Here is a 19675-nt window from a genome sequence, read left to right as displayed (position 1 = left end):
CGCCCGCTCCCGTCATACCTAGGACAGGGCTTGATGAGGCGGAAGGATGACGTGATGAGTGCGGACACGCGGCTGGCGGACGAGCCGGCGTTCTCCGGGCTGGCGGAGCGCCACCGGCGAGAGCTGCACGTGCACTGCTACCGGATGCTCGGGTCGTTCGAGGACGCCGAGGACACCGTGCAGGAGACGTTTCTGCGTGCCTGGCGGCGGCGGGAGACCTTCGAGGGGCGGTCGACGTTCCGGGCCTGGCTCTACCGGATCGCCACCAACGCCTGCCTGGATCTGCTCGCCAAGAGCCGCCCCGAGCCCGCGACCGGCGGTGAGGTGCGGTGGCTCCAGCCCTATCCCGACCGGCTGCTCGACGAGCTGCCCGCGGGTGGCGCGGACGAGCCGGAAACCCTGGCCGTCGCGCGGGAGACGATCGAGCTCGCGTACCTCGTCGCGGTTCAGCATCTCGCGCCGCGTCCGCGGGCCGTGCTGATCCTGCGGGACGTGCTCGGCTGGCCGGCGAAGGACGTCGCGGAGCTCCTCGGTGACTCCGTCAACTCCGTGAACAGCGCGCTGCAGCGGGCCCGCGCCGGCATGCGTGAGCACCTGCCCGCCGAGCGGCAGGACTGGACCGGCGGGCAGGAGGATGCCGGGACGCGGGAGCTGGTGCGTCGCTACACCGACGCCAGCGTGGCCACGGACATCGACGGGCTCGCCGCGCTGCTGCGGGACGACGTTCGCTGCTCGATGCCGCCCACGCCGGGCCTGCACATCGGCCGCGACGCGGTGGTGAGCGACTGGGTCGAGAACGGCTTCGTGGGCATGAAGAACCTGCGCACCGTGCCCACCTCCGTGAACCGGCAGCCCGCCGTGGCCTTCTACCAGTGGCGGAAGCAGCAGGACGCGTACCTGCCGCTGACGATCGACGTCCTGCGCGTCACAGGCGGGGCGATCGCCGAGATCGTCACGTTCCACGACGACCAGTTCCCGCGGCTCGGGCTGCCCGAACGGCTGCCGGCATGAACGACACCACCGTCAGCGGACGGACCAGGCTCGCCGTCACCGGCTCCGTCGCCACGCTCGCGGCGATGGCGGCCACCACCCTCGCCGCCGCGCTGGCCCGGGCCGTCGGTGTCGACTTCGAGGTCCCCGACGGCGGCGAGACGATCCCGTTGCCCGGGGTCGCCGTGGTGACCGGCTTCTTCTCGGTCGTGGGCATCGTCATCGCCGCCGCCCTTCGCCGGTGGAGCGCCCGCCCCGCCGAGCGATTCGGGTGGACGGCGGTGTCGCTGACCGCGCTCTCGTTGCTCCCACCCCTGCTCGTCGGGGCCAACACCGCCACCGCCGCCACCCTGATCGGGCTGCACCTGATCGCGGCGGCGGTGATGATCCCCGCCCTGGTGCGGAGCCTGTGCTGACCATCAGCCCCGCGCCGACGCCTCTACCAGCACCGTCGTCGGCTCGGGGCGGGTCGACGGACGCAGCAACGCCAGGACCGCGACGCCCACGACGGCGGCCAGGACCGCGCTGACCGTGAAGATCCGATCCAAGCCGGCGGCGTACGCGGCCCGCAGCACCGCCGCCGGCGCCTGACCCAGCAGCTCGGCGTATCCCCCGCCGGTGAGCCGCTCCGCCACCGCCGACGGCGACGGGACGGCGCCGGCCAGCACCGACTCGGCCCGCGCCGTCACGACCGTGGCCAGAACGGGCAACGCCAGCGCGTACCCCAGTTGCCGGAAGGTGTTCGACGCCCCGTTGGCCATGCCGGCCCGTTCCGGTGGCACCACCGACAGCGCGGCCGAAGCCAGCACCGGAGTGCTCAGGCCCACCCCGATGCCCGTGACGCACAAACCCGGCACCAGGGCGGCCCAGCCGGACTCCGGTCCGACCAACGTGCACAACGCGGTGCCGGCGGCGACGAGCAGCAGGCCCGACCCGATGCTGTAGCGCGGCGCCACGCCGTGCAGCAACCGGCCCCCGGCGCCGGCGACCACGAACGCGACCACCGCCATCGGCGCCAGCACCAGACCCGCGCTCAGCGCACCCAGACCGAGCACCGACTGCGCCCACAGCGACACGAACACCAGGTTGGCGAAGGCCGCCGCGGTCAGCGCCGCGGCGCCGAGCATCAGCACGGTGAACGCCGGCCGCCGGAACAACGCCAGGTCCAGCATCGGGTCGGCACTGCGGCGTTCCACCGCGACGAACACGACCGTCGCCAGCACGCCGGCGGCCAGCGCGCCGACGGTGACCGGGTCGGTCCAGCCGGCGCCGCCGGCCCGGATGAGGCCGTAGACGACCAGGGAGGCGGCGACCGTGAAGCTGCCCACGCCGGGCAGGTCCAGCCGCCCGGTCGGACCCCGCCCGCCGGGAAGTGCGATCCGGGCCAAGAACACGGCCAGCGCGGCGACCGGGAGGTTGACCAGGAAGATCGACCGCCAGCCGACGTACTCCGTGAGCACGCCCCCGAGGATCGGCCCGGCCGCCGCCGCGGCGCCGTTCGCGGCACCCCACACGCCGAACGCCACCGATCGGTCCCGGCCCGTGTAGGTGACCGACAGCAGCGCCGCGTTGGTGGCGAGCATGGCGGCGGCGCCGATGCCCTGCACGCCCCGGGCGGCGATCAGCGCGCCGGTGTTCGGCGCCAGCCCGCAGGCCAGCGAGGCGAGGGCGAAGACGACCAGCCCGACGACGAAGACCCGGCGCCGGCCGAGCCGGTCGGCGAGCGAGCCGGCCGCCATCAGCAGGGCGGCCAGCACGAGGACGTACAGGTCGACGGTCCACTGCAGGGCGGCGAACGACGAGTGCAGTTCGCGGGCCAGGTCCGGCGCCGCGATGCTGACGATGGTCAGGTCGACCAACAGCATGAAGGTGCTCAGCGAGACCGCGAGCAGGGGCAACCATTTGCGCATGGTTCGCAAGGCTGCCCGCACCCGCGCATGGACGTCGTCAACCACGGCTCAGGCGGCGGAATCCGACACGCGCTAGCCTTTCAACGGTGGATCCACTCACGCTCGACGACCTCGACCGGCAACTTGCCCACGCCCTCCAGGTCGACGGCCGCGCTCCCTTCAGCCAGGTCGCCGCCGTGCTCGGCACCTCCGACCGCACGCTGGCCCGGCGCTACCGGCGGCTCCGGGAGGGCGGCGCCCTGCGGGTGGTCGGCGTGCCCGACGCCGCGACGCTCGGCCACGTCGACTGGCTCGTCCGCATGCGATGCACCCCGGACGCCGCCCTGCCGGTCGGCACCGCGCTGGCCCGCCGCCCCGACACGTCCTGGGTCCAGTTGCTGTCCGGCGGCACCGAGATCACCTGCATCACCCGGACCCGCGCCCAGACCACGGACGGCGACCTGCTGCTCCAGAAGCTGCCGCGCACGCCGCGCCTCACCGCTGTCGCGGCGCACTGCATCCTGCGGGCGGTGGCCGGCACCAGCGGCTGGCCGGGCCGCACCGCCGCCCTTGACGCGGACCAGATCGCCGCGCTGACACCGGAACCCGTTGCGCCGGGCGCCGTCGGAGACCTCACCGCCGCCGACCACCACCTGCTCGCCGCGCTGGCCGAGGATGGCCGCGCCGGCTACCCGACGCTCGCGAGGGCCACCGGCTGGTCGGAGACGACCGTGCGTCGGCGGATCGCGCACCTCCACGGCACCAACGCGCTCTACTTCGACGTCGAGATCGAGCCCGCGCTCTTCGGCTACACCGCAGAGGCGTCGCTGTGGCTCACCGTGGCGCCGGCCGCACTGGGCACCGTCACCCGCGCGCTCGCCACCCATCCGCAGATCGGTTTCGCCGCGGCCACCACCGGACCGTCCAATGTGGTGGCGTCCGTGATCGCGAAGGACCTGGCCGCGTTGTACGACTACCTCGCGAACGGCATCGGCGCGCTGGACGGGATCGCCCAGGCCGAGACAGCACCCGTCGTGCGCCGGCTCAAGGGTGCCGGGACTATGCGTCCTTGGTGAAGCAGGCGGCGATGTTCTTCTCCCCCGGCCGGCCCAGGAAGTCCATCGGCGACTTGCTCGACGGCTTGCTCTTCGGGTCCGCGTCCAGGTTGATCATCCAGAAGTAGATGCCGCCGAGATCCCGCTCGTGCATCACCTGGCAGGCCGCGTCGAACCAGCGCTGCTGAATCTCCGGCTTGATCGAGCCCTTGGCGTGCGGCGACCACGGCTCCGAGTAGGCGCCCGTCCGCGCGGCGATCGCGACCTCGGCCAGCACCAGGTCCGACAGCTCACCCGAGCCGCGGTTGTCGTCCAGCCAGTCGTTCCAGCCGTCGACGAGCTTGCTGACCGAGGCGGTGTCGGACACCCGCACCGGCGGGTACGCGTCGACGGACAGGGTGATCCCGGCCGCCGGACCCTTCTCCTTGAGCCGGTCGTGGTTGGCGCTGTAGTCGAGCTCGCCCTTGTAGACGGCCTTGACGCCCGTGGCGACCGTCTTCCAGCCCGTGGAGTTGGTCTCCAGCGAGCTGAGCTCGGTGCCGACGACGAACGTGGCGGACTTGGCCTGCTCGGCCACCTTGCCGTACTTGACCAGCATGTCCCGGTAGGAGGCGAACCACTTCGTCTTGCTCGACGGGCGGATCGAGCCCCGCCACATGTCCGGGTCGTCCTTGGTCAGGTTGCGCTCGCTGAGCATCGGCCGGATCGCGGTGCGCAGGTCGCGCTTCTTCGCCTCGTCGAGCACCAGGGCCAGCCGGGCCGGCGACGGGGTGATCGGGTTGTCCATCAGGACCTCGTCGGCGTACGCCGAGTCCATCGTGAAGGAGAACGAGACGGAGATGGCGTTGGCGCCCAGCGCGACCACGTGGTCGAGGATCTTCTGCGCCTTGGCCCGCACGATCTGGTCGGTGTCGTTGGGGTTGTTCTCCCAGTAGATCGCGATGCCGTGCTGCCGCTTGCCGGGCTCCCACGGGTCCTTGACCTTGACGACCGGCTTCTCGGTCGGCGCGCCACCGGGCTCGGAGGTCGCACCGGGCGGCGCGTCGGAGAGCCGGCCCAGCGGGTCACCCTCGCCGGACGAGCAGCCGCCGGCCAACAGCAGCGCGGCACAGACCGCCGCGGCCAGACGGCGCCTCATATCGGCTTCGCGATGACGACGAACTGCTGTTGCCCACCGCGGAGGTGGCGGATCAGGCCGCGGACGGCGCCGACCGCTTCCATGATCGAGAACAGTGGGACGAGCAGGATCACGGCTATGCCTTCCCACCAGTTGTACTTGGCCCGGCGGGAGACGCTGACGTTGATCCGCAGCCCTTCCGAGTAGAGCCAGATCGCGTACGCCATGTTGAGCGCCCAGATCGGCAGCACCAGCAGGGTGATCGGCACCGTGTCGAACGAACCGAGCACCCAGCCGATCAGCAGGATGGTGCCGAGGTGCTGCAACGGGCTGATCACCCAGGTGAACGTCGAGTATCCGATGTAGAGCCGGTCGCGCAGCGGGATCCGGTCGTCGAGCGCGAGCCCGATCAGGCCCCACGCCCACCGCTCCCGCTGCCGGAAGAAGTCCCGCACGGTGGCCGGCGAGGCGCCGTAGCACCGGCCCGCGAACCACGCGCTGCGCCCGGGATAGCGGCGGCTGAAGATGAGCGCGAACTGGGCGTCCTCGACGATCGCCTCCGGACCGAAGTCCCAGCCGATCTCGGCCTCCACCGAGGCCCGCACCAGCAGGAGCTCGCCGTGCACGCCGGCCACGGGGTAGCCGCTGCCGGTGAACGCCGAGTAGACCGTGACGTCGGCGATCGGCTGGCTCGCGTCGGCCAGCCAGGTCAGCCGGTTGCCGGCGTGCTCGCGCGGGTAGGTCAGGATGCCCTGGGCGAGGTGGGCCGCCTCGTCGCCGCGGTCCCGCTGCTGCTCGATCAGCCGGGCCACCGCGATCGCCGTGTCGAGCCCGACACCCGTGTCGTCGTCCATGTGCAGGACCCAGACGTCGGCCCGGTCCTCGTGCTGCGCGATCCGAAGCTCGTGCACGTAGTTGTTGGCGCGCGACTTGAACTTGGTGCCGTTGACCGTGTGGTAGCTGCGCGGGACCGTGACGACCCGGATGTAGCGGCTGATCTCGCCGAGCCGGTAGATCTGCTCCGCGGCCTCGCAGCCCTCTTCGATGACGACGTCGATCCGCAGCTTGGGAAAGCATTCCGGCAGGTACGTGATGTACGAGCGGACGACCCGGTCCAGCGCGGGATAGGTGTCGTTGCGGCCGATGGTCGGCACGACCACCACGAGGCGGTCCCGGCAGCGGATCAGCTTGTCGTCGGCGGCGGTGAGCCGGTCGCGGCGCAGCCGCCGCAGGGTGATCACGGCGCCAACCAGGCCGGCGATGGTGCCGATCACCGGGTACGTCCACAGGATGGTGACCACGGCGCCGAGCGGCCCGGTCGACTTCACGCTGAGGAACAGGGTGATCGCGAGGACGACGACGAACCAGGCTGCCAGCGGCCACATCCGCGGGAGCCAGCCGGCGTGACGCTGCGCCATCGTGGTCGCACGCGTCGTGATCGGCATGCGCACGGCGGGCATCACGTGCGTCTCGCCGGGGTGGTACTGGCGCGGGATGATCTGTGTGCGCTCGCCCGGCTCGTCGCGGCGCTCGGCCCCGACGTGGGTTGTCACACGGTGTCCTTCCGGGTTAGCAGCGCGACGGTGTAACCCGTGGTCCACCAGCTGTCGGCGACATCGTAGCCCTCTTCGAGAACTTCCTTCTTGTTACCGTCGAGCTCGTCGAGCGGATTGGCATACTCCCCGAGGCGCAGCACCCAGATCCGCTGCGTGCCCTTGAACCGGGCCGCGAGGTCCTGGTGTTCGCTGGAGACCATCCACCCGTCGGTACGCATCGGCCGGTCGACCAACAGGTCGGTGGGCCGCCGGTCGGCGGGCAGGTAGTGGGCGATGACGTCGCGGTTCAGCGCACCGGGGCCGCGGTCCTTGAGGCCGTAGACGATGCCGTCGCCGGGCTGCAGGTCGCGCTCGATCAGCGCCACGACCACCTTGGTGTCCTGGTAGCGGAACGCCGGCTTGCGCACCTCGACCTGGCCGGGCAGGGCGAGCACCGCCAGCGCGGCCATCGTGGCGACGGCCGCGATCCGCCCGCGCTTGGCGAGCAGCAGGCCGACCAGAAGGGCCCAACCGACGACCGTGTAGAGCACGTAGCGCTGCTGCCACAGGTGGGCGACTGAACCCAGCGCCAGCAGGATGCCCACCGGCACGACGCCGATGGTGATGCCGACGATCGCGCCACGCTCGCGGGACACGGCGGCCACACCGAGGGCCATGATGGCGCCGCCGATCAGCGCACCGCCGAAGAACTCCAGGCCGTACGCCTCGATCCCGTGCAGGTCGGTGAACGGGATCCAGCCGATCTGGGTGCCCTGTTGCCGGCGCCCGATCAGGATGATCGGGATGAGCGGCAGCACACCGGCGAAGGCGCTGGGGATCCACCGCCACAACAGCTTGCGCTTGAGCACGAGGACGGCCAGGCCGTGCGCGGCGAGCAGCAGCATGGCGACCAGGTGCATCAGGCCGACCCCGGCGACGGCGGCCGCGTACATCATCGCGATGCCGAGGGTGAACCCGCCCAGCATCCGGATCAGCAGCAGCGTCGCGATCGCGGCGAACAGCGTGGCCAGCGCGTACGGCCGGGCCTCCTGTCCGAAGCGGGTGGTGATCGGAATGATCGCGAAGGTGAGCCCGGCCAGCAGGCCGATCTTGTAGGTGCCGAGGCGGTTGCCGATCAGGCCGATGACCGCGGCGGTGCCGGCCATCGCGAGCAGCGACGGCAGCCGCAGGGATAGGTCGGAGTCGCCGAAGACGGTCGTCCAGAGCCGGATCACGAAGTAGTACGGGCCGATGCTGGCGTCCGTGCCCTTGAGCTGGAGCCAGAACTCCGACCACGACACCGTGGTGTTGCCCCAGGTGGCGAACTCGTCGGCCCAGAGACCGGGTCTGGTGATGCCGATCAGGCCGAGCGCCAGGGTCAGCAGCGCCGGTGCGCCCCACGCGGACCGGCGCACCCAGGCCGCCTTGCGCAGGCGGCGCTCGGACTCCTCCTGACTAGGCGTCCTGGGCAGGAAGACGGTCGCGTCAGAGGCCGGTTCCGGTGCCTTCTCCACCACGCCGACCCGGCGGGGCAGCGGAATGTGCACCTCGCCGTTGGGGGTGGCCACCGGAAGTTGGGAGCGCGCGGCCTCGTTCATCGGTGCAGAATAGGGCCGGCGCCGGCAAAGGCGAATTCGGTCATCGCGTCAGTCCCCCGCGCCACACGCCGTGCCGTCGCCGTTGCGGTCGAGGCCGTGCCGGTCCCGCTTGCCCGGGATCTGGAGCGACTCGAAGCCCCGGTCCTTGAGCCATCCGCATTTGTCGGTCACGTCCGCCGGAAACGTCCACGGCACGCAAACGTCACGATCGCCGTACGCGTGGTCGCAGCCGTCCGTGCCCTCAGCGATCCGGACGCCGCCGGTGGGCGACGGCTGCGCCGCCTGCGGCTTGGCGGCGGGCTGGTCGGCGAAGTTGTGGATGAGCGGCGGCGGCGCACCTGTCGGGCCGGTCGGCCCAGGGCCACTGTCGGCGGGCGTCGACCCGGCGTCGCCGAGGTCCGCGGACTCGTCGGCCGGCGTCGTGGCGGGCGCACCGGCCAGCCACTGCCCCGCGCCGCCGCCACCGCCGGCGACCAGCACTCCGACGAGGGCGAGCACGAGCACCACCGGCACCGCCGCGAGACCGATCCGCTCGCGGCGGCTGCGGCCCCGTACCCAGTCTGCGGTGGCCGTGAACCAACGACTCATCCGAGCTTGACCCACTTGGCGACCGACGGGATCCCCTTGCCGTTGTGCACGAAGAGCATGTACCAGCCGGGCGGGGCGACGTTGGGGTTGTTGGTGACGTTCAGGTCGATCGCGTTGTTGGCCTTGACGGTCAACGGAAGCTCGACGAACCGCTGGTTCGGGTCGGACGAGTGGGTCACGGCGGCGGGGCGGATCAGCGAGGCCCGGGTGATGGCGCCGTTGGTCGTGATCCGCTGCGTGCTGCCGTACGCCCAGTTGGTGTTGGTCACGGTCTTGATCTGCGGCCGGGCGCCCTTGAACAGGTACGGCGGTGAGTAGATCGAGATGCGGGTGTCGAACGAGCCGTTGCCGGGGTTGTCGCCGACCGCCATCACGCGGCCGTCGGGCAGCAGGAACGCCGACGAGTGGTACGTGCGCGGCACCGGGTCGGTGGCCATGCCGGACTTGAACGTGTTGGTGGCCGGGTCGAAGATCGACGCCTCGAACACCGGGTCGGCCCGGTTGTGCAGGGCGCCGCCGGTCTCGAAGACCGTGCCGTCGGGCAGCAGCACCAGCGAGACGTACATCTTGCCCTGCGCGCCGGTCTGCGGAACGCCACCGGTCAGCTTGCCCTGCGGGATCAGCGGGCCGGCTTTGTAGGCCGGGTTGGCCGCCTTGAGGTCGATGATGTCGGTCAGCCGGCCGGCGGTCGCGCCCGTGTCACCGTTGCCACCGCCGACGGTGAGCACCCGCTGCGCCTGCGCCGGCGGCAGCATGACGCTCATCGACTGGTCGCGCTCGTCCTTGTTCTGCAGGCCCGGCACGTCGGTGATGGTGTTGGCGCCGTAGTTGTAGATGGACGCGCCGGTGCCCGGCAGGCCGTTGCCGAACGTGTGGCTGCCCGTGTAGAACAGCCGGCCGTCCTGCATCAGCACCATCGACGGGTAGAGCCCCCACCAGGCCCAGGTCTGCTTCACCTGGTCCATCGGCAGCCACTGCTGCGAAGCGGCGCTGTAATAGTCGGTGGTCGTGGTGCCGGTCGAGTCCTCGCCGAGGCCACCGAGCGAGATGATGTCGCCGTTGCCGAGCATGGTCGCCGACGGGTACCAGTGACCCGCGAGCATGTCGTTGGTCCGCGTGTACTTGTTGGTGGCCGGGTCGAAGATGTACGAGTTCTTCAAGCCCTTGTAGCCCACGGTGCCGTCGGCGCTCGGGTAGTCCTTGTTGCCGCCCATCACCAGCACGCGGCCGTCGCTGAGCTGCACGTGGCCCGAGCAGAACAGGTCGACCGGCGTCGCGACGTTGGTGAAGCTGCCGTTGGCCGGGTCGTACACGGCGGTCTTGAACGTGCCGGCCGCGAAGGCGTTGGGGTCGTTGCCGGAGCCCGCGACCAGCAGCACCTTGCCGTTGTGCAGCACCACCGAGTGGACACCGCGGACGGTGGACTCGTACGGCATCACCTGCCACTTGCCCTTGATGCAGTTGTTCGCGTCGGTGCACGCGACCGGTGTGCCGATCGCCGCGCTCACCTCGACCATCGAGTAGTCGTCGGTGGTCAGCGTGCCGACGCCGTAGACGGACACGCCCCAGGTGACCTGGTCGGTGTTGGCCGGCACCGGAGGGGTCCGGACGACCTTCTGGGTCCAGGCGTTGGTCGCGGGCAGGGTCGCCGGGTCCATCCAGTACTGCCAGCCGAGCGCCTTGTCGTGCCGGAACAGCGTCATCGCGTTGGCCGCGGTCGTCGACTTGTACCAGACCGAGAGGTCGTACTGGCGGCCCGCCGTGACACGGGGCGCACACTGCGCGCTCTCCGTCATCATGGCCTTGCGGTCACCGTTGTTGAGCCGTGTGACGGCGACCCGCAACGCCTTGCCGCCGGTGCGCGCCTCGGCCGTGGTGCCCAGTGTGAACGTGTTGTCGCCCTGGCCCGACCTCTCCCAGCACGCCGGGAAACCGTCGGTGCCCGCCTGCTCGAGGCCCGGATTCTGCACGAGGTTGGCGGCGGCCTGCGCCGGAGAGGCGATGAACACGCCCGCCGTCAGCAGGAGCGTGAGGGCGAGGAGTCGGCCGAGTCCCCGTCGGAGTTCCGGACTGAACATCGGAACGGCTTCCGTGGGGGGCACGGCGTCTCCTGTCGATCCATGTCTACCTGGGCCGTTCCGCAGGCTACCGGTCATTGCCATCCCGGCCAATAACGCTTTGCCCGCAACTGTCCGAATAGATCGCTTACCAGGTAAGACTTTCTCCGGATCTGCCCGACTCCACGAACCGGTCCATCTACGCACCGGTCACGCGCCGTCGACCAGGAGTGTCGGACCCGTGGTTCACAATCGTCGGCATGGGAACTTCCTCGGCAGACGCGGGCAGGACGGCTCCCGCGATGCGCCCGGTGGACACGGCCGTCGAGCCGTTCCTGGCGGCGGTCGCGGACGAGCGGCGGCGGGCCGACGCGCGGGCATTGTCCGCGCTGATGGCCGAGGTCAGCGGCGAGCCGCCGGCCCTGTGGGCCGCCGGCATCGTCGGTTTCGGCACCTACCACTACCGCTACGAGAGCGGCCGGGAGGGCGACGCGCCCCTGGTCGGCTTCGCGCCGCGCAAGACGCAGCTCGTGGTCTATTTGGTCGGCGGCTACGAGGAGCGCTACCCGCAGACCCTGGCGCGGCTCGGGCCGCACAAGACCGGCAAGGGCTGCCTCTACCTAAAACGGCTGGCCGACGTCGACGAGGGCGCGCTGCGGGAGCTGATCGACCGCACGGTCCGGGTGCACCGCGGCTGATAGGCGGTGGCTTTGCCGGGCTGTGTCGCGGCGGGTGAAGCTGTCGCCGGCGACCCCGGGCCACACCGAACACCCCCGGGGTCGCCGGGGGTGTTCGGTGTCAGGTCAGGTCAGGCCACGCGCCGCCGGCGCAGTGCGACCAGGGCGAGTCCGGCCATCGTCAGCGCGCCGCCGACGCCGGCGAGCTGAGGCAACGACAGGCCGCCGACCGCAGGCCCCGTGACCGGCAGCATGCCGCCGGTGGCCGGGCAGGTCTGTGCCAGGTCGAAGGTGCCGTCGGCGCCGGTGACCACCGCGGTGGCACTGACGATCGAGAACGGGTTGACGAGCTCGCCGGACGAGTTCAGGCCCGCCGAGGTCCGGATCCAGGCCCGGTCGCCGACGATCGCCCGGTCGCGGGCCGGTTCGGCGGTGATCGTCTCGGTCTGCGGGCCGCCCTCGGTCGCGAACTCGATCGTCAGCGTGAGGAACTCGCCGGCGCCCCGCGGCGCCGCGAAGACCCAGACGTCCTCGCCCGCGAACGGGCCGCCGCCCAGGTTCGGGTCGCACCGGTGGACGGGGAACGCCGCCGCGGTCTTCCCGGTGTCAGCCGGATCGATGTGGATGGTGGTGTCGGCCCAGGCCGGTGCGGCTCCGAGCCCAATCATCGCGGCGGCCACAGCGGCGCCGGCGAACCGGGCGAGTACGGATATCTTCACAAGATCACCCCAACTGCCGTGTATGCGGGTAAAGCTCATGAACGGGGCGCGACCCGCTGTCAGGTAACCATGTGGGCCTGATCTTCGCGGGCCTTATCAGGAGTCGACGTGATTTGTGCCTGAAAATGCCGGTACGTGATGAGATGAGATGTGCGGAAGGGTGGGGAGGACCGGCGCAACACCGAGGGCGTGACGCGGGCCCTGTTTGCCACCGCAGCGCTGGTCGTCGTGATCGCCGGGATGCGGGTGGCCAGCGGGCTGCTCGGCCCGATCCTGCTCGCGCTCATCCTGGTCGTCACCCTGAGCCCGATCCGGTCGGCGCTGGCCCGCTGGATACCTGGCTGGCTGGCCACCGCCGTGTTGATCATCGTGTTGTACGGGATCCTGGCCGCGGGGGTGGCGTCGCTGGTCGCGGCCGGCATCCAGCTCGCATCGCTCGCGCCGCGCTACTCGGACCGGGTCAGCGACATCGTCAACGACGTGCAGGCCTGGTTGCAGGACCTCGGCGTCGAGGCCAACGACGCCGAGCAGCTCGTCACCCGGATCGACCCGAGCACGCTGGCCAACATCGCCCAGACCGCGGCGGGCGTGGTGCTCAACCTGCTGACCAACATCGTGTTCCTGGTGACCCTGCTGCTGTTCATGGCGGTCGAGACCGGCGGCTATCCCAGCCGGATGGCGCGCGCCGAGCTGTTCCGCCCGTCGTTGACCCGGGCGCTGCGCCAGTTCGTCAACGGCACCCGCCGCTACCTCGTGGTGTCCACCGTGTTCGGCCTGATCGTCGCGGTCTTCGACGGGATCGCCCTGTGGATCCTCGGCATTCCGCTGGCCACGCTGTGGGCGGTGATCGCGTTCGTCACCAACTACATCCCCAACATCGGCTTCGTCATCGGCCTGGCGCCCCCGGCCGTCCTCGGGCTGTTGGAGGGCGGCGTCGGACTGATGATCGCGGTGATCGTGGTCTACAGCGTGATCAACTTCGTACTCCAGTCGATCGTCCAACCGAAGATCGTCGGTGACAGCGTCAACCTGTCGGTGACGGTGACGTTCCTGTCCCTGATCTTCTGGACTTTCATCCTCGGCGGCGTGGGCGCCGTTCTCGCCGTCCCACTCACCCTGCTGGCGCGGGCGCTGCTGGTCGACGCGTCGCCGGGCACCCGCTGGGCCGACATCTTCCTGGCCGGCAGCGGCAGCCTGCGGGGCGAGGCGACCTGGCGGGCCGGCCAGGAGCCGACGGGGCCCCGCCGGTGGCGGATCGGCCGCCGTCGACCCCAGAACCCGTGGCAGAAATGACCAGCCGCGCCGGCCGCCAACTACCCGGCGGACCGACCCGCCACCAGGAGCCGAGACCACCAGCCGAACCAGGCGCCAACCACCCGGCGGACCGACCCGCCACCAAGAGCCGAGACGACCGGCCGAGCCGGATGCGGACCGCCGGTGGGGTGAAAGCGATCAGCCGAGCCGCACGCTGAGCTGCCAGCCAAGCTCGCGGTAGCCAAGGACTCGCCCGACCCTGCGGGACGCCTCCGGGCGGGCACGCCACTGCGGCAGCAGGCCGACGGCGAGCGCCTCCGTCGTAGCCGCGCCGGCCACGGCCCGCGCCAGCCCCCGGCCGCGGTGCTCCGGCGCGGTCAACACGCACACGTGCGCGGCGCCGCCGGCGACAGCGCGCCGCCGAGCGCCGCCGGGTCGCGCCAGGACAGCGGCCCCGCCAGCGCGAGCGCCGCCGCGTCGTCGGGCGCGGTCGCGATGGCCGCGCCGGCCAGCGAGACGACGCCGGCCCAGCCTGGTGGGCACAACATCGAAGCCGGCGAGACGACGACACCGGCCGGGGAGCCGAAGGCGACCGGCGCCCCGGCCAGCCTCACCCAGAGCGTGCGGGCCCGCGACAGCAGAAGGTCATCGACCACGGTCGCATCGTCACATGGGGTGTCCACATCGCGCCATGTCCGCAGTGCGGCAGGCCTCGGTTACACGAACATGAATATCCGGACTCCAGGATGCGTGCAGCGAACCACCGCGCGAAGGAGTCCCCATGTTCAGTCGTCTGCTCGCCGGCGTCATCGCCGGCGTGGCGGTCCTGCCCGGAGCGGCGCTGGCCAACGGTCCCGCACCCGGGAACCCGGCCGCACCCACCCCGGCCGCCGACAGCCAGGGCGCCCAGATCACCCTCGTCACCGGCGACACCGTCTCGCTCGTCCGCGCCGCGCAGGGCCGCTACGCGGCCAGCGTCGCACCGGCGCCCGGCCGCGAGCGCGTCACCTTCCACACCCTGGAGGTCGACGGCGGCCTGCGGGTCCTGCCCAGCGACGCCGTGCCCCTGATCGAGGCCGGCCGGCTCGACGTCGACCTGTTCGACGTGCAGAAGCTGATCGCCGACGGCTTCGGCGACGCGACGAGCAAGACGCTTCCGCTGATCGTGCGCGGTGGCGCCGCCCAGCGCACCGCCGCGAACCTGCCCAGCATCGGCGCGAGCGCGATCGCCCCGGCCAAGGACACCCTGGCCGACTTCTGGCGCGCCCAGACCGGGCCGGGCGCCCGCAGCACCGGTGCCTCGACGATCTATCTCGACGGCAAGGTCCGGGCCAGCCTGGACCGCAGCGCCGCGCAGATCGGCGCACCGCAGGCGTGGCAGCGCGGGCTCGACGGGCGCGGCGTGAAGGTCGCGGTGCTGGACACCGGCGTCGACGCCACGCACCCCGACCTGGCCGGCCAGGTCATCGAGGCACGCAACTTCAGCGACAGCTCCGACGCCGTCGACCGCCACGGGCACGGCACCCACGTCGCCTCCACCATCGCCGGCACGGGCGCCGCGTCCGACGGGCGTCGCAAGGGCATCGCGTACGGCGCGCACCTGCTCGTCGGCAAGGTGCTCGGCGACACCGGCAGCGGCTCGGAGTCGCAGATCATCGCGGGCATGCAGTGGGCCGTCGACAGCGGCGCCAAGGTGGTCAGCATGAGCCTCGGCGGCGACCCCACCGACGGCCTGGACCCGATGAGCCTCGCGGTGGACGAGCTCAGTGAGCGCAGTGGCGCGCTGTTCGTGATCGCGGCCGGGAACGCCGGCGGCGCCTCCACCGTCGGCTCGCCGGGCGCCGCCCGCAGCGCGCTGACCGTCGGCGCCGTCGACCGCGCCGACCGGCTCGCCGACTTCTCCAGCCGCGGCCCGCGCCTGGGCGACCAGGGCCTCAAGCCGGAGATCACCGCGCCGGGCGTCGACATCGTCGCGGCCCGCGCGGCCGGCACGACGATGGGCAGCCCGGTCGACGCCCGCTACACGGCGGCCTCCGGCACCTCGATGGCCACGCCGCACGTGGCCGGTGCCGCCGCGATCCTGGCGCAGGAGCACCCGGACTGGACCGGCACGGCGATCAAGAACGCACTGGTCAGCACCGCACAGACCACGCCCGACCTGCCCGTGTACGCGCAGGGCGCGGGCCGCGTCGACGTCGCCCGGGCCAGCGCCCAGGCCGTCACCGGCACCGGCGTCGCCGACTTCGGCCTGCACACCGTGGGCGGCACGCCGACCACCGGGACCCGGACGCTCACGTACACCAACAGCGGCGACTCCCCCGTGACGCTGACGCTGGCCGGTCCGGCCGGGGTGTTGCTGAGCGCCGCCACCGTGACCGTGCCCGCCAACGGCACCGCCACTGTCGATGCGACCGTCGACTTCGGCACCCTGCCGCTCGGCACGCTCAGCGGCTGGATCACCGCGACCGCGACCGGCGTCAAGGTCACCACCGCCGTCGGCGCGATCAAGGACGGGCCGGTACACCACGTCACCGTCCGCGCGCTGGACCGCAAGGGCGCGCCGGCCTCCCTGCCGGTGCTGACGATGTTCGGCGACGACGCCCGCTCCGACCTGCTGGGCTGGGCGTCCGAGGGCGGCGCCACGTTCGAGGTCCGCGAGGGCACGTACATCCTGCAAGGGGTGCTCGAGGACGGCGCACGCAACGACGAGCAGGCCACCCTGCTGACCATCCCGGAGCTCACCGTCGACCGCGACCTCGAGGTCGTCGTCGACGCCCGCAAGGCCCGGCCGATCCGGATCGAGACGCCCAAGCCGGCCGAGCAGCGGGCGGTGCTGTCCTACTACGTGCACCGGGTCACCGGCACCGGCCGCTCCATCGCTCACGGCGTCATGCACTTCAGCAACATCGAGCAGGTCAACGTCGTGCCGACCAAGGCGGTCCGGGCGGGCAGCTTCGAGTTCTCGTCCCGCTGGCAACTCGTCGCGCCGCTCGTGGTGGCGAGCGCGCCGGGGGTCAAGGGGCCGCTGGACCTCAACCTGATGGGCAACTCCCCCGCGTACGACGGCACGAAGCGCTTCCCCCTGGCCCGCTCGGGCGACCGCGACGTGCGCGGCAAGGCGGTCCTGATCCCAGCGGACGAGCAGGACGAGCTGACCAAGATCGACGCGGCGGCCCGGGCCGGCGCCGCGGTCGCGCTGATGGTCCGCCCGCCGGACTTCTCGACCTGGACCTCGTGGAGCCCCGAGGGCGACCGGCTGCCGATCGTCTCGCTCGCGCTCGACCAGCCCACCGCGGCCAAGCTGGCCCGCAAGACCCAACTGTCGCTGACGCTGACCACGTCGAGCCCGTACCTCTACGACGTCGTCCAGGTCTCCCCCGGCCGCATCCCGGACCAGGTGGTGCACAAGGTGACCGCGGCCAACAGCCAGCGGATCACCACCGACTACGCGGACAACGGCGGCTTTGACTGGGTACGCGAGCAGCGGTTCGGCTGGCGCCCCTGGCAGGAGTACGCGTGGAACGACACCTCGCGCGACGCCCGTACCCCCTCGGTCCGTGAGGAGTGGGTGTCGGCCGGCGACTCGCTGTGGCAGCACTACGTCTCCGACGGCTACCCGTGGGGCTGGGGTCCGCTGACCAGCGGTTTCCGCGACGCCCCGCACTCGGTCAAGGCCGGGCGGACGGCGGAGAGCTGGGGCGCGCCGGTGGTGCGGCCCGCCGACCTGGGGTCGACCCGCGCCGGTGACGTGCTCCGCCTGCGGGTGCCGGGTCTGGTCGACCAGGAGGGCCACTACGCCCACCTGGGCGGCGGTGAGCTGGCCGCGACGCTGTGGCGCGACGGCACGGTGCTGGCCGAGCTTCCCGACGGCTGGCAGGACGTGACCACCACCCCGGGCGACGCGGCCTACCGACTGAAGGTCACCACCGCACACGGTGGCGACGACTGGACCGTGGCCACCCGCACGGACACGCAGTGGACGTTCCGCTCGGGCGCGGACGGCGACCTGCCCCTGCTGGGCGTGGACTACGACGTGCGCCGGGACGGGGTGGCGTTGGACTTCAACGCCAAGCTGCGCACGCTGCGCGTCGACGTCTCCACGGACGACGGCGCCACCTGGCGGGCGGCGACGGTGCGCGACGGTGTGGCGTCGGTGCCGCGCGGCCACAGCGCGGTCTCGCTGCGAGTGCGGGCCACCGACCGCGCCGGCAACACGCTCGACCAGACGGTCATCCGCGCCTACCCGCGGGGCTGACCAATCGGGTCCGCCGGGCTGCACCCCAGCCCGGCGGGCTGCCCGCGCCTACCCGCGCGGGGCTGACTAATCGGGTCCGCCGGGCTGCACCCCAGCCCGGCGGGCTGCCCGCGCCTACCCGCGGGCGGGACCGAACCGGTCCGCCGGGGCTGCGAGCCAGCCCCGGCGGGCCGCCTGGAACGCCAGGCCCGTGCGGGTGTCGACGCCGGCCAGGGCCATCAGCCGTTCGAGCCGGCGCTGCACGGTCCGCTTGCTCACCCGCAGGTGCGTCGCGATCGACTTGTCCGGCAGGCCGGAGACGACCAGCGACAGCAGCAGCACGTCGGCCTCGCCGAGATCCTCCGCCGGGTGTCCGTCGCCGCGCAGGGGTGTGGCCCGTTCCCAGAAGCTCTCGAAGAGCGCGACGAGTGCGTCCAGCAGCTCACTGGGCCGGATCAGCGCCGCGGTCGGCTCGCCCAGATCCCGGGCCTCGTCCGGCACGAGAGGGCAGATCGCCAGCTCACCGTCGGCGATGGCCAGGCGCACCGGCAACGTCGGCAGGCTGCGGGCCTCCTCGCCCCGCGTCATCGACTCCAGGATGCTGGGCAGCTCGCCGGGTAGCTCCAGCAACGCCCGCTCGTAGATGGCCCGGTAGCGGACCCCGCGCGCCAGCGCCGTGTCCTCCTCGGTGTTCTCCGGACCGGGCATCGCCAGGGGGTTGGCGCGGCAGAACCAGAGGATCTCCTTGCGGGCGCCCTCCTGCATCTCCCGCAGCCGGCCGCGCAGCGCGTCGCGACCCACGATCACCTCAACCAGGCGGTCGGCGTCGCGGCGGCGGCTGTGCCGGCGGAAGTCCTCGCTGAGCGCCGCGACCGTCCGGCGGGCATCGTCGAGCACCTCCTGGCGCCGCAGCAGGGCGTCACCGAGCGCCACGTCGGGCGCCAGCGGGCGGAACACCGGGCCGGCGCTCACCAGCCCTTTCGCGTGCAGGGCCGCCAGCAGCACTCCGGCCTCGCCGGCCGGCACCCCCGCCGAGGCCGCGAGCTTCGCCGCGTCGGCCGCGCCGAGCCGGACCAGCAGCCGGTACGCGTCCTGCTCGCCGGCCGAGAGCAGCTCATCCATGCGGGCCACTGTACGAACGAGCTGTTGATCATGTGCGGGCCAGGTTGGTTGTGATCAACCGCACTGGTCGGATTAACCCACCATGGCAGTAGGTTAAGTCGAGTTGTTGCCCCCGACCCCGTAAAGGCAGACCGACCGTGCCCACGCCCCCCGCCTCCGTCGCGGTGCTCGACCGTGCCCGTGCCGGCTGGCCCGCATGGCATGCCGCCCGGGTCAAGCGGGTCGCCGGGCCGGACGGCAACCTCGCCCTGGTCGAGACGATCTGGGGCGCCGGCGTCGAGGACCACCCGGGCAGCGTGCCGATCGAGCGCCGCGACCTGCGCACCGGCGTCGTCTTCCGCGGGGTGCGCCGCTTCGACGGAGACTCGCCGGCCATCCGCCACTTCGAGACCATCGACGCCTACCCGTTCGACCCCGACTGGGTGGTCGAGGCGCGGTTCGTACCCCACGACCCGCCCCGGCTGGTGGCCTTCGAGCACCTGCGCGACAACGGACTGACCCGGGACCTCGCCGTGCCGGGCGACATCCTGTTCAGCCTCGACGGTGTCGACTACGCCTTCGACGCGTTCGACGACGAGGGGACGCTGCTGCTGGTCTTCGGCGACGAGACCAACGGCATCACCACGTACGAGTCGGGACGGTTCCTGATCGTGCCCCGCGAACCCGGCGACGACCGGGTCGTGCTCGACTTCAACCGGGCCTTCGTGCCGCCGTGCGGGTTCTCCGGGCAATACAACTGTCCGATGCCGCCGCGGCAGAACCGCTTCCGCAGGGCCGTCCTGGCCGGCGAGAAGCAGCCCCTCTTCCGCGACGGCTTCCAGGTGCACTAGCCCGTTCGCT

General features: G+C 71.9%; 17 protein-coding genes. 7 read left to right on the top strand and 10 right to left on the bottom strand.

Annotated elements, in window-relative coordinates:
- The first annotated feature begins 54 nt into the window (after nt 1-54).
- Both BLV39_RS38060 and BLV39_RS38055 read left to right on the top strand, forming a co-directional pair.
- Nucleotides 55-1011, top strand: a complete 957-nt coding sequence (locus tag BLV39_RS38060) for an RNA polymerase subunit sigma-70 (RefSeq protein WP_090803439.1) — start codon at nt 55-57, stop codon at nt 1009-1011.
- Nucleotides 1008-1406, top strand: coding sequence for a DUF6069 family protein (locus tag BLV39_RS38055; protein ID WP_090803437.1), 399 nt, complete (start codon nt 1008-1010; stop codon nt 1404-1406). Before BLV39_RS38060 ends, BLV39_RS38055 begins: the two co-directional genes overlap by 4 nt.
- 3 nt (nt 1407-1409) lie before the next feature.
- On the opposite strand, the gene BLV39_RS38050 is transcribed toward BLV39_RS38055, so the two are convergent.
- On the bottom strand, nt 1410-2900 hold the full coding sequence (locus BLV39_RS38050; protein ID WP_090803434.1) for an MFS transporter: 1491 nt from the start codon (nt 2898-2900) through the stop codon (nt 1410-1412).
- A gap of 86 nt (nt 2901-2986) precedes the next feature.
- Here BLV39_RS38050 and BLV39_RS38045 point away from each other — a divergent pair, with 86 nt between their 5' ends.
- Entirely contained in the window at nt 2987-3955 is a 969-nt protein-coding gene (locus tag BLV39_RS38045; protein WP_090803431.1) for an Lrp/AsnC family transcriptional regulator, read from the top strand.
- Here the strand turns inward: BLV39_RS38045 and BLV39_RS38040 are convergent.
- Genes BLV39_RS38040 through BLV39_RS38020 form a run of 5 tightly spaced genes read right to left on the bottom strand, consistent with a single transcriptional unit; the run spans nt 3939 to nt 10874 of the window.
- Nucleotides 3939-5072, bottom strand: coding sequence for a glycoside hydrolase family 113 (locus tag BLV39_RS38040; protein ID WP_090803428.1), 1134 nt, complete (start codon nt 5070-5072; stop codon nt 3939-3941). The genes BLV39_RS38045 and BLV39_RS38040 overlap by 17 nt on opposite strands.
- A complete protein-coding gene (locus BLV39_RS38035) occupies nt 5069-6604 on the bottom strand; it encodes a glycosyltransferase family 2 protein (protein WP_218137113.1) in 1536 nt (511 codons plus the stop codon). Before BLV39_RS38035 ends, BLV39_RS38040 begins: the two co-directional genes overlap by 4 nt.
- Entirely contained in the window at nt 6601-8184 is a 1584-nt protein-coding gene (locus BLV39_RS38030; RefSeq protein WP_090803426.1) for a glycosyltransferase family 39 protein, read from the bottom strand. Before BLV39_RS38030 ends, BLV39_RS38035 begins: the two co-directional genes overlap by 4 nt.
- Before the next feature lie 48 nt (nt 8185-8232).
- Entirely contained in the window at nt 8233-8772 is a 540-nt protein-coding gene (locus BLV39_RS38025) for a hypothetical protein (RefSeq protein ID WP_090803423.1), read from the bottom strand.
- Complete coding sequence (locus tag BLV39_RS38020) at nt 8769-10874, bottom strand: galactose oxidase early set domain-containing protein (RefSeq protein WP_239084031.1); 2106 nt, start codon at nt 10872-10874, stop codon at nt 8769-8771. Before BLV39_RS38020 ends, BLV39_RS38025 begins: the two co-directional genes overlap by 4 nt.
- 215 nt (nt 10875-11089) lie before the next feature.
- Between BLV39_RS38020 and BLV39_RS38015 the strand changes: the two genes are divergently transcribed.
- Nucleotides 11090-11527 (top strand): DUF1801 domain-containing protein, encoded by a 438-nt coding sequence (locus BLV39_RS38015; RefSeq protein WP_239084030.1) that lies wholly within the window; start codon nt 11090-11092, stop codon nt 11525-11527.
- Between the two features lie 110 nt (nt 11528-11637).
- Here BLV39_RS38015 and BLV39_RS38010 read toward each other — a convergent pair whose 3' ends face one another.
- Entirely contained in the window at nt 11638-12225 is a 588-nt protein-coding gene (locus tag BLV39_RS38010) for a hypothetical protein (protein ID WP_090803417.1), read from the bottom strand.
- Nucleotides 12226-12375: 150 nt separating this feature from the next.
- Between BLV39_RS38010 and BLV39_RS38005 the strand changes: the two genes are divergently transcribed.
- A complete protein-coding gene (locus tag BLV39_RS38005; RefSeq protein ID WP_090803413.1) occupies nt 12376-13518 on the top strand; it encodes an AI-2E family transporter in 1143 nt (380 codons plus the stop codon).
- Between the two features lie 159 nt (nt 13519-13677).
- Here BLV39_RS38005 and BLV39_RS43820 read toward each other — a convergent pair whose 3' ends face one another.
- Both BLV39_RS43820 and BLV39_RS43815 read right to left on the bottom strand, forming a co-directional pair.
- Complete coding sequence (locus tag BLV39_RS43820; RefSeq protein WP_204082965.1) at nt 13678-13860, bottom strand: GNAT family N-acetyltransferase; 183 nt, start codon at nt 13858-13860, stop codon at nt 13678-13680.
- Nucleotides 13857-14135 carry a hypothetical protein gene (locus tag BLV39_RS43815; protein ID WP_204082964.1) on the bottom strand — a complete coding sequence of 93 codons (279 nt, stop codon included), beginning with the start codon at nt 14133-14135 and terminating at the stop codon, nt 13857-13859. The genes BLV39_RS43820 and BLV39_RS43815 overlap by 4 nt, the downstream gene beginning before the upstream one ends.
- Nucleotides 14136-14260: 125 nt before the next feature.
- On the opposite strand from BLV39_RS43815, the gene BLV39_RS37995 reads away from it, so the two are divergent.
- Nucleotides 14261-17734 (top strand): S8 family peptidase, encoded by a 3474-nt coding sequence (locus tag BLV39_RS37995; RefSeq protein WP_090803410.1) that lies wholly within the window; start codon nt 14261-14263, stop codon nt 17732-17734.
- Between the two features lie 114 nt (nt 17735-17848).
- Here the strand turns inward: BLV39_RS37995 and BLV39_RS37990 are convergent, their stop codons facing one another.
- Nucleotides 17849-18835: a TrmB family transcriptional regulator gene (locus BLV39_RS37990; RefSeq protein WP_090803408.1), complete on the bottom strand. Its 987-nt coding sequence runs from the start codon at nt 18833-18835 to the stop codon at nt 17849-17851.
- 137 nt (nt 18836-18972) lie between these two features.
- Between BLV39_RS37990 and BLV39_RS37985 the strand changes: the two genes are divergently transcribed.
- The gene (locus tag BLV39_RS37985; protein WP_090803405.1) at nt 18973-19665 is read left to right on the top strand and encodes a DUF1684 domain-containing protein; all 693 of its coding nucleotides are present in this window, start codon (nt 18973-18975) and stop codon (nt 19663-19665) included.
- The last annotated feature ends 10 nt before the right edge of the window (nt 19666-19675 follow it).

Origin of the sequence: Asanoa ishikariensis, from assembly GCF_900107455.1 — a bacterium.
GTDB classification, from domain to species: Bacteria; Actinomycetota; Actinomycetes; order Mycobacteriales; family Micromonosporaceae; genus Asanoa; species Asanoa ishikariensis.
This window is presented reverse-complemented; position numbering and strand designations above follow the sequence as displayed.

Coding starts and splice junctions, on each gene's coding strand:
- BLV39_RS38060 (WP_090803439.1), top strand. CDS start 55: ATGAGTGCGGACACGCGGCTGGCGGACGAGCCGGCGTTCTCCGGGCTG.
- BLV39_RS38055 (WP_090803437.1), top strand. CDS start 1,008: ATGAACGACACCACCGTCAGCGGACGGACCAGGCTCGCCGTCACCGGC.
- BLV39_RS38050 (WP_090803434.1), bottom strand. CDS start 2,900: ATGCGCAAATGGTTGCCCCTGCTCGCGGTCTCGCTGAGCACCTTCATG.
- BLV39_RS38040 (WP_090803428.1), bottom strand. CDS start 5,072: ATGAGGCGCCGTCTGGCCGCGGCGGTCTGTGCCGCGCTGCTGTTGGCC.
- BLV39_RS38030 (WP_090803426.1), bottom strand. CDS start 8,184: ATGAACGAGGCCGCGCGCTCCCAACTTCCGGTGGCCACCCCCAACGGC.
- BLV39_RS38025 (WP_090803423.1), bottom strand. CDS start 8,772: ATGAGTCGTTGGTTCACGGCCACCGCAGACTGGGTACGGGGCCGCAGC.
- BLV39_RS38015 (WP_239084030.1), top strand. CDS start 11,090: ATGGGAACTTCCTCGGCAGACGCGGGCAGGACGGCTCCCGCGATGCGC.
- BLV39_RS37995 (WP_090803410.1), top strand. CDS start 14,261: ATGTTCAGTCGTCTGCTCGCCGGCGTCATCGCCGGCGTGGCGGTCCTG.
- BLV39_RS37990 (WP_090803408.1), bottom strand. CDS start 18,835: ATGGATGAGCTGCTCTCGGCCGGCGAGCAGGACGCGTACCGGCTGCTG.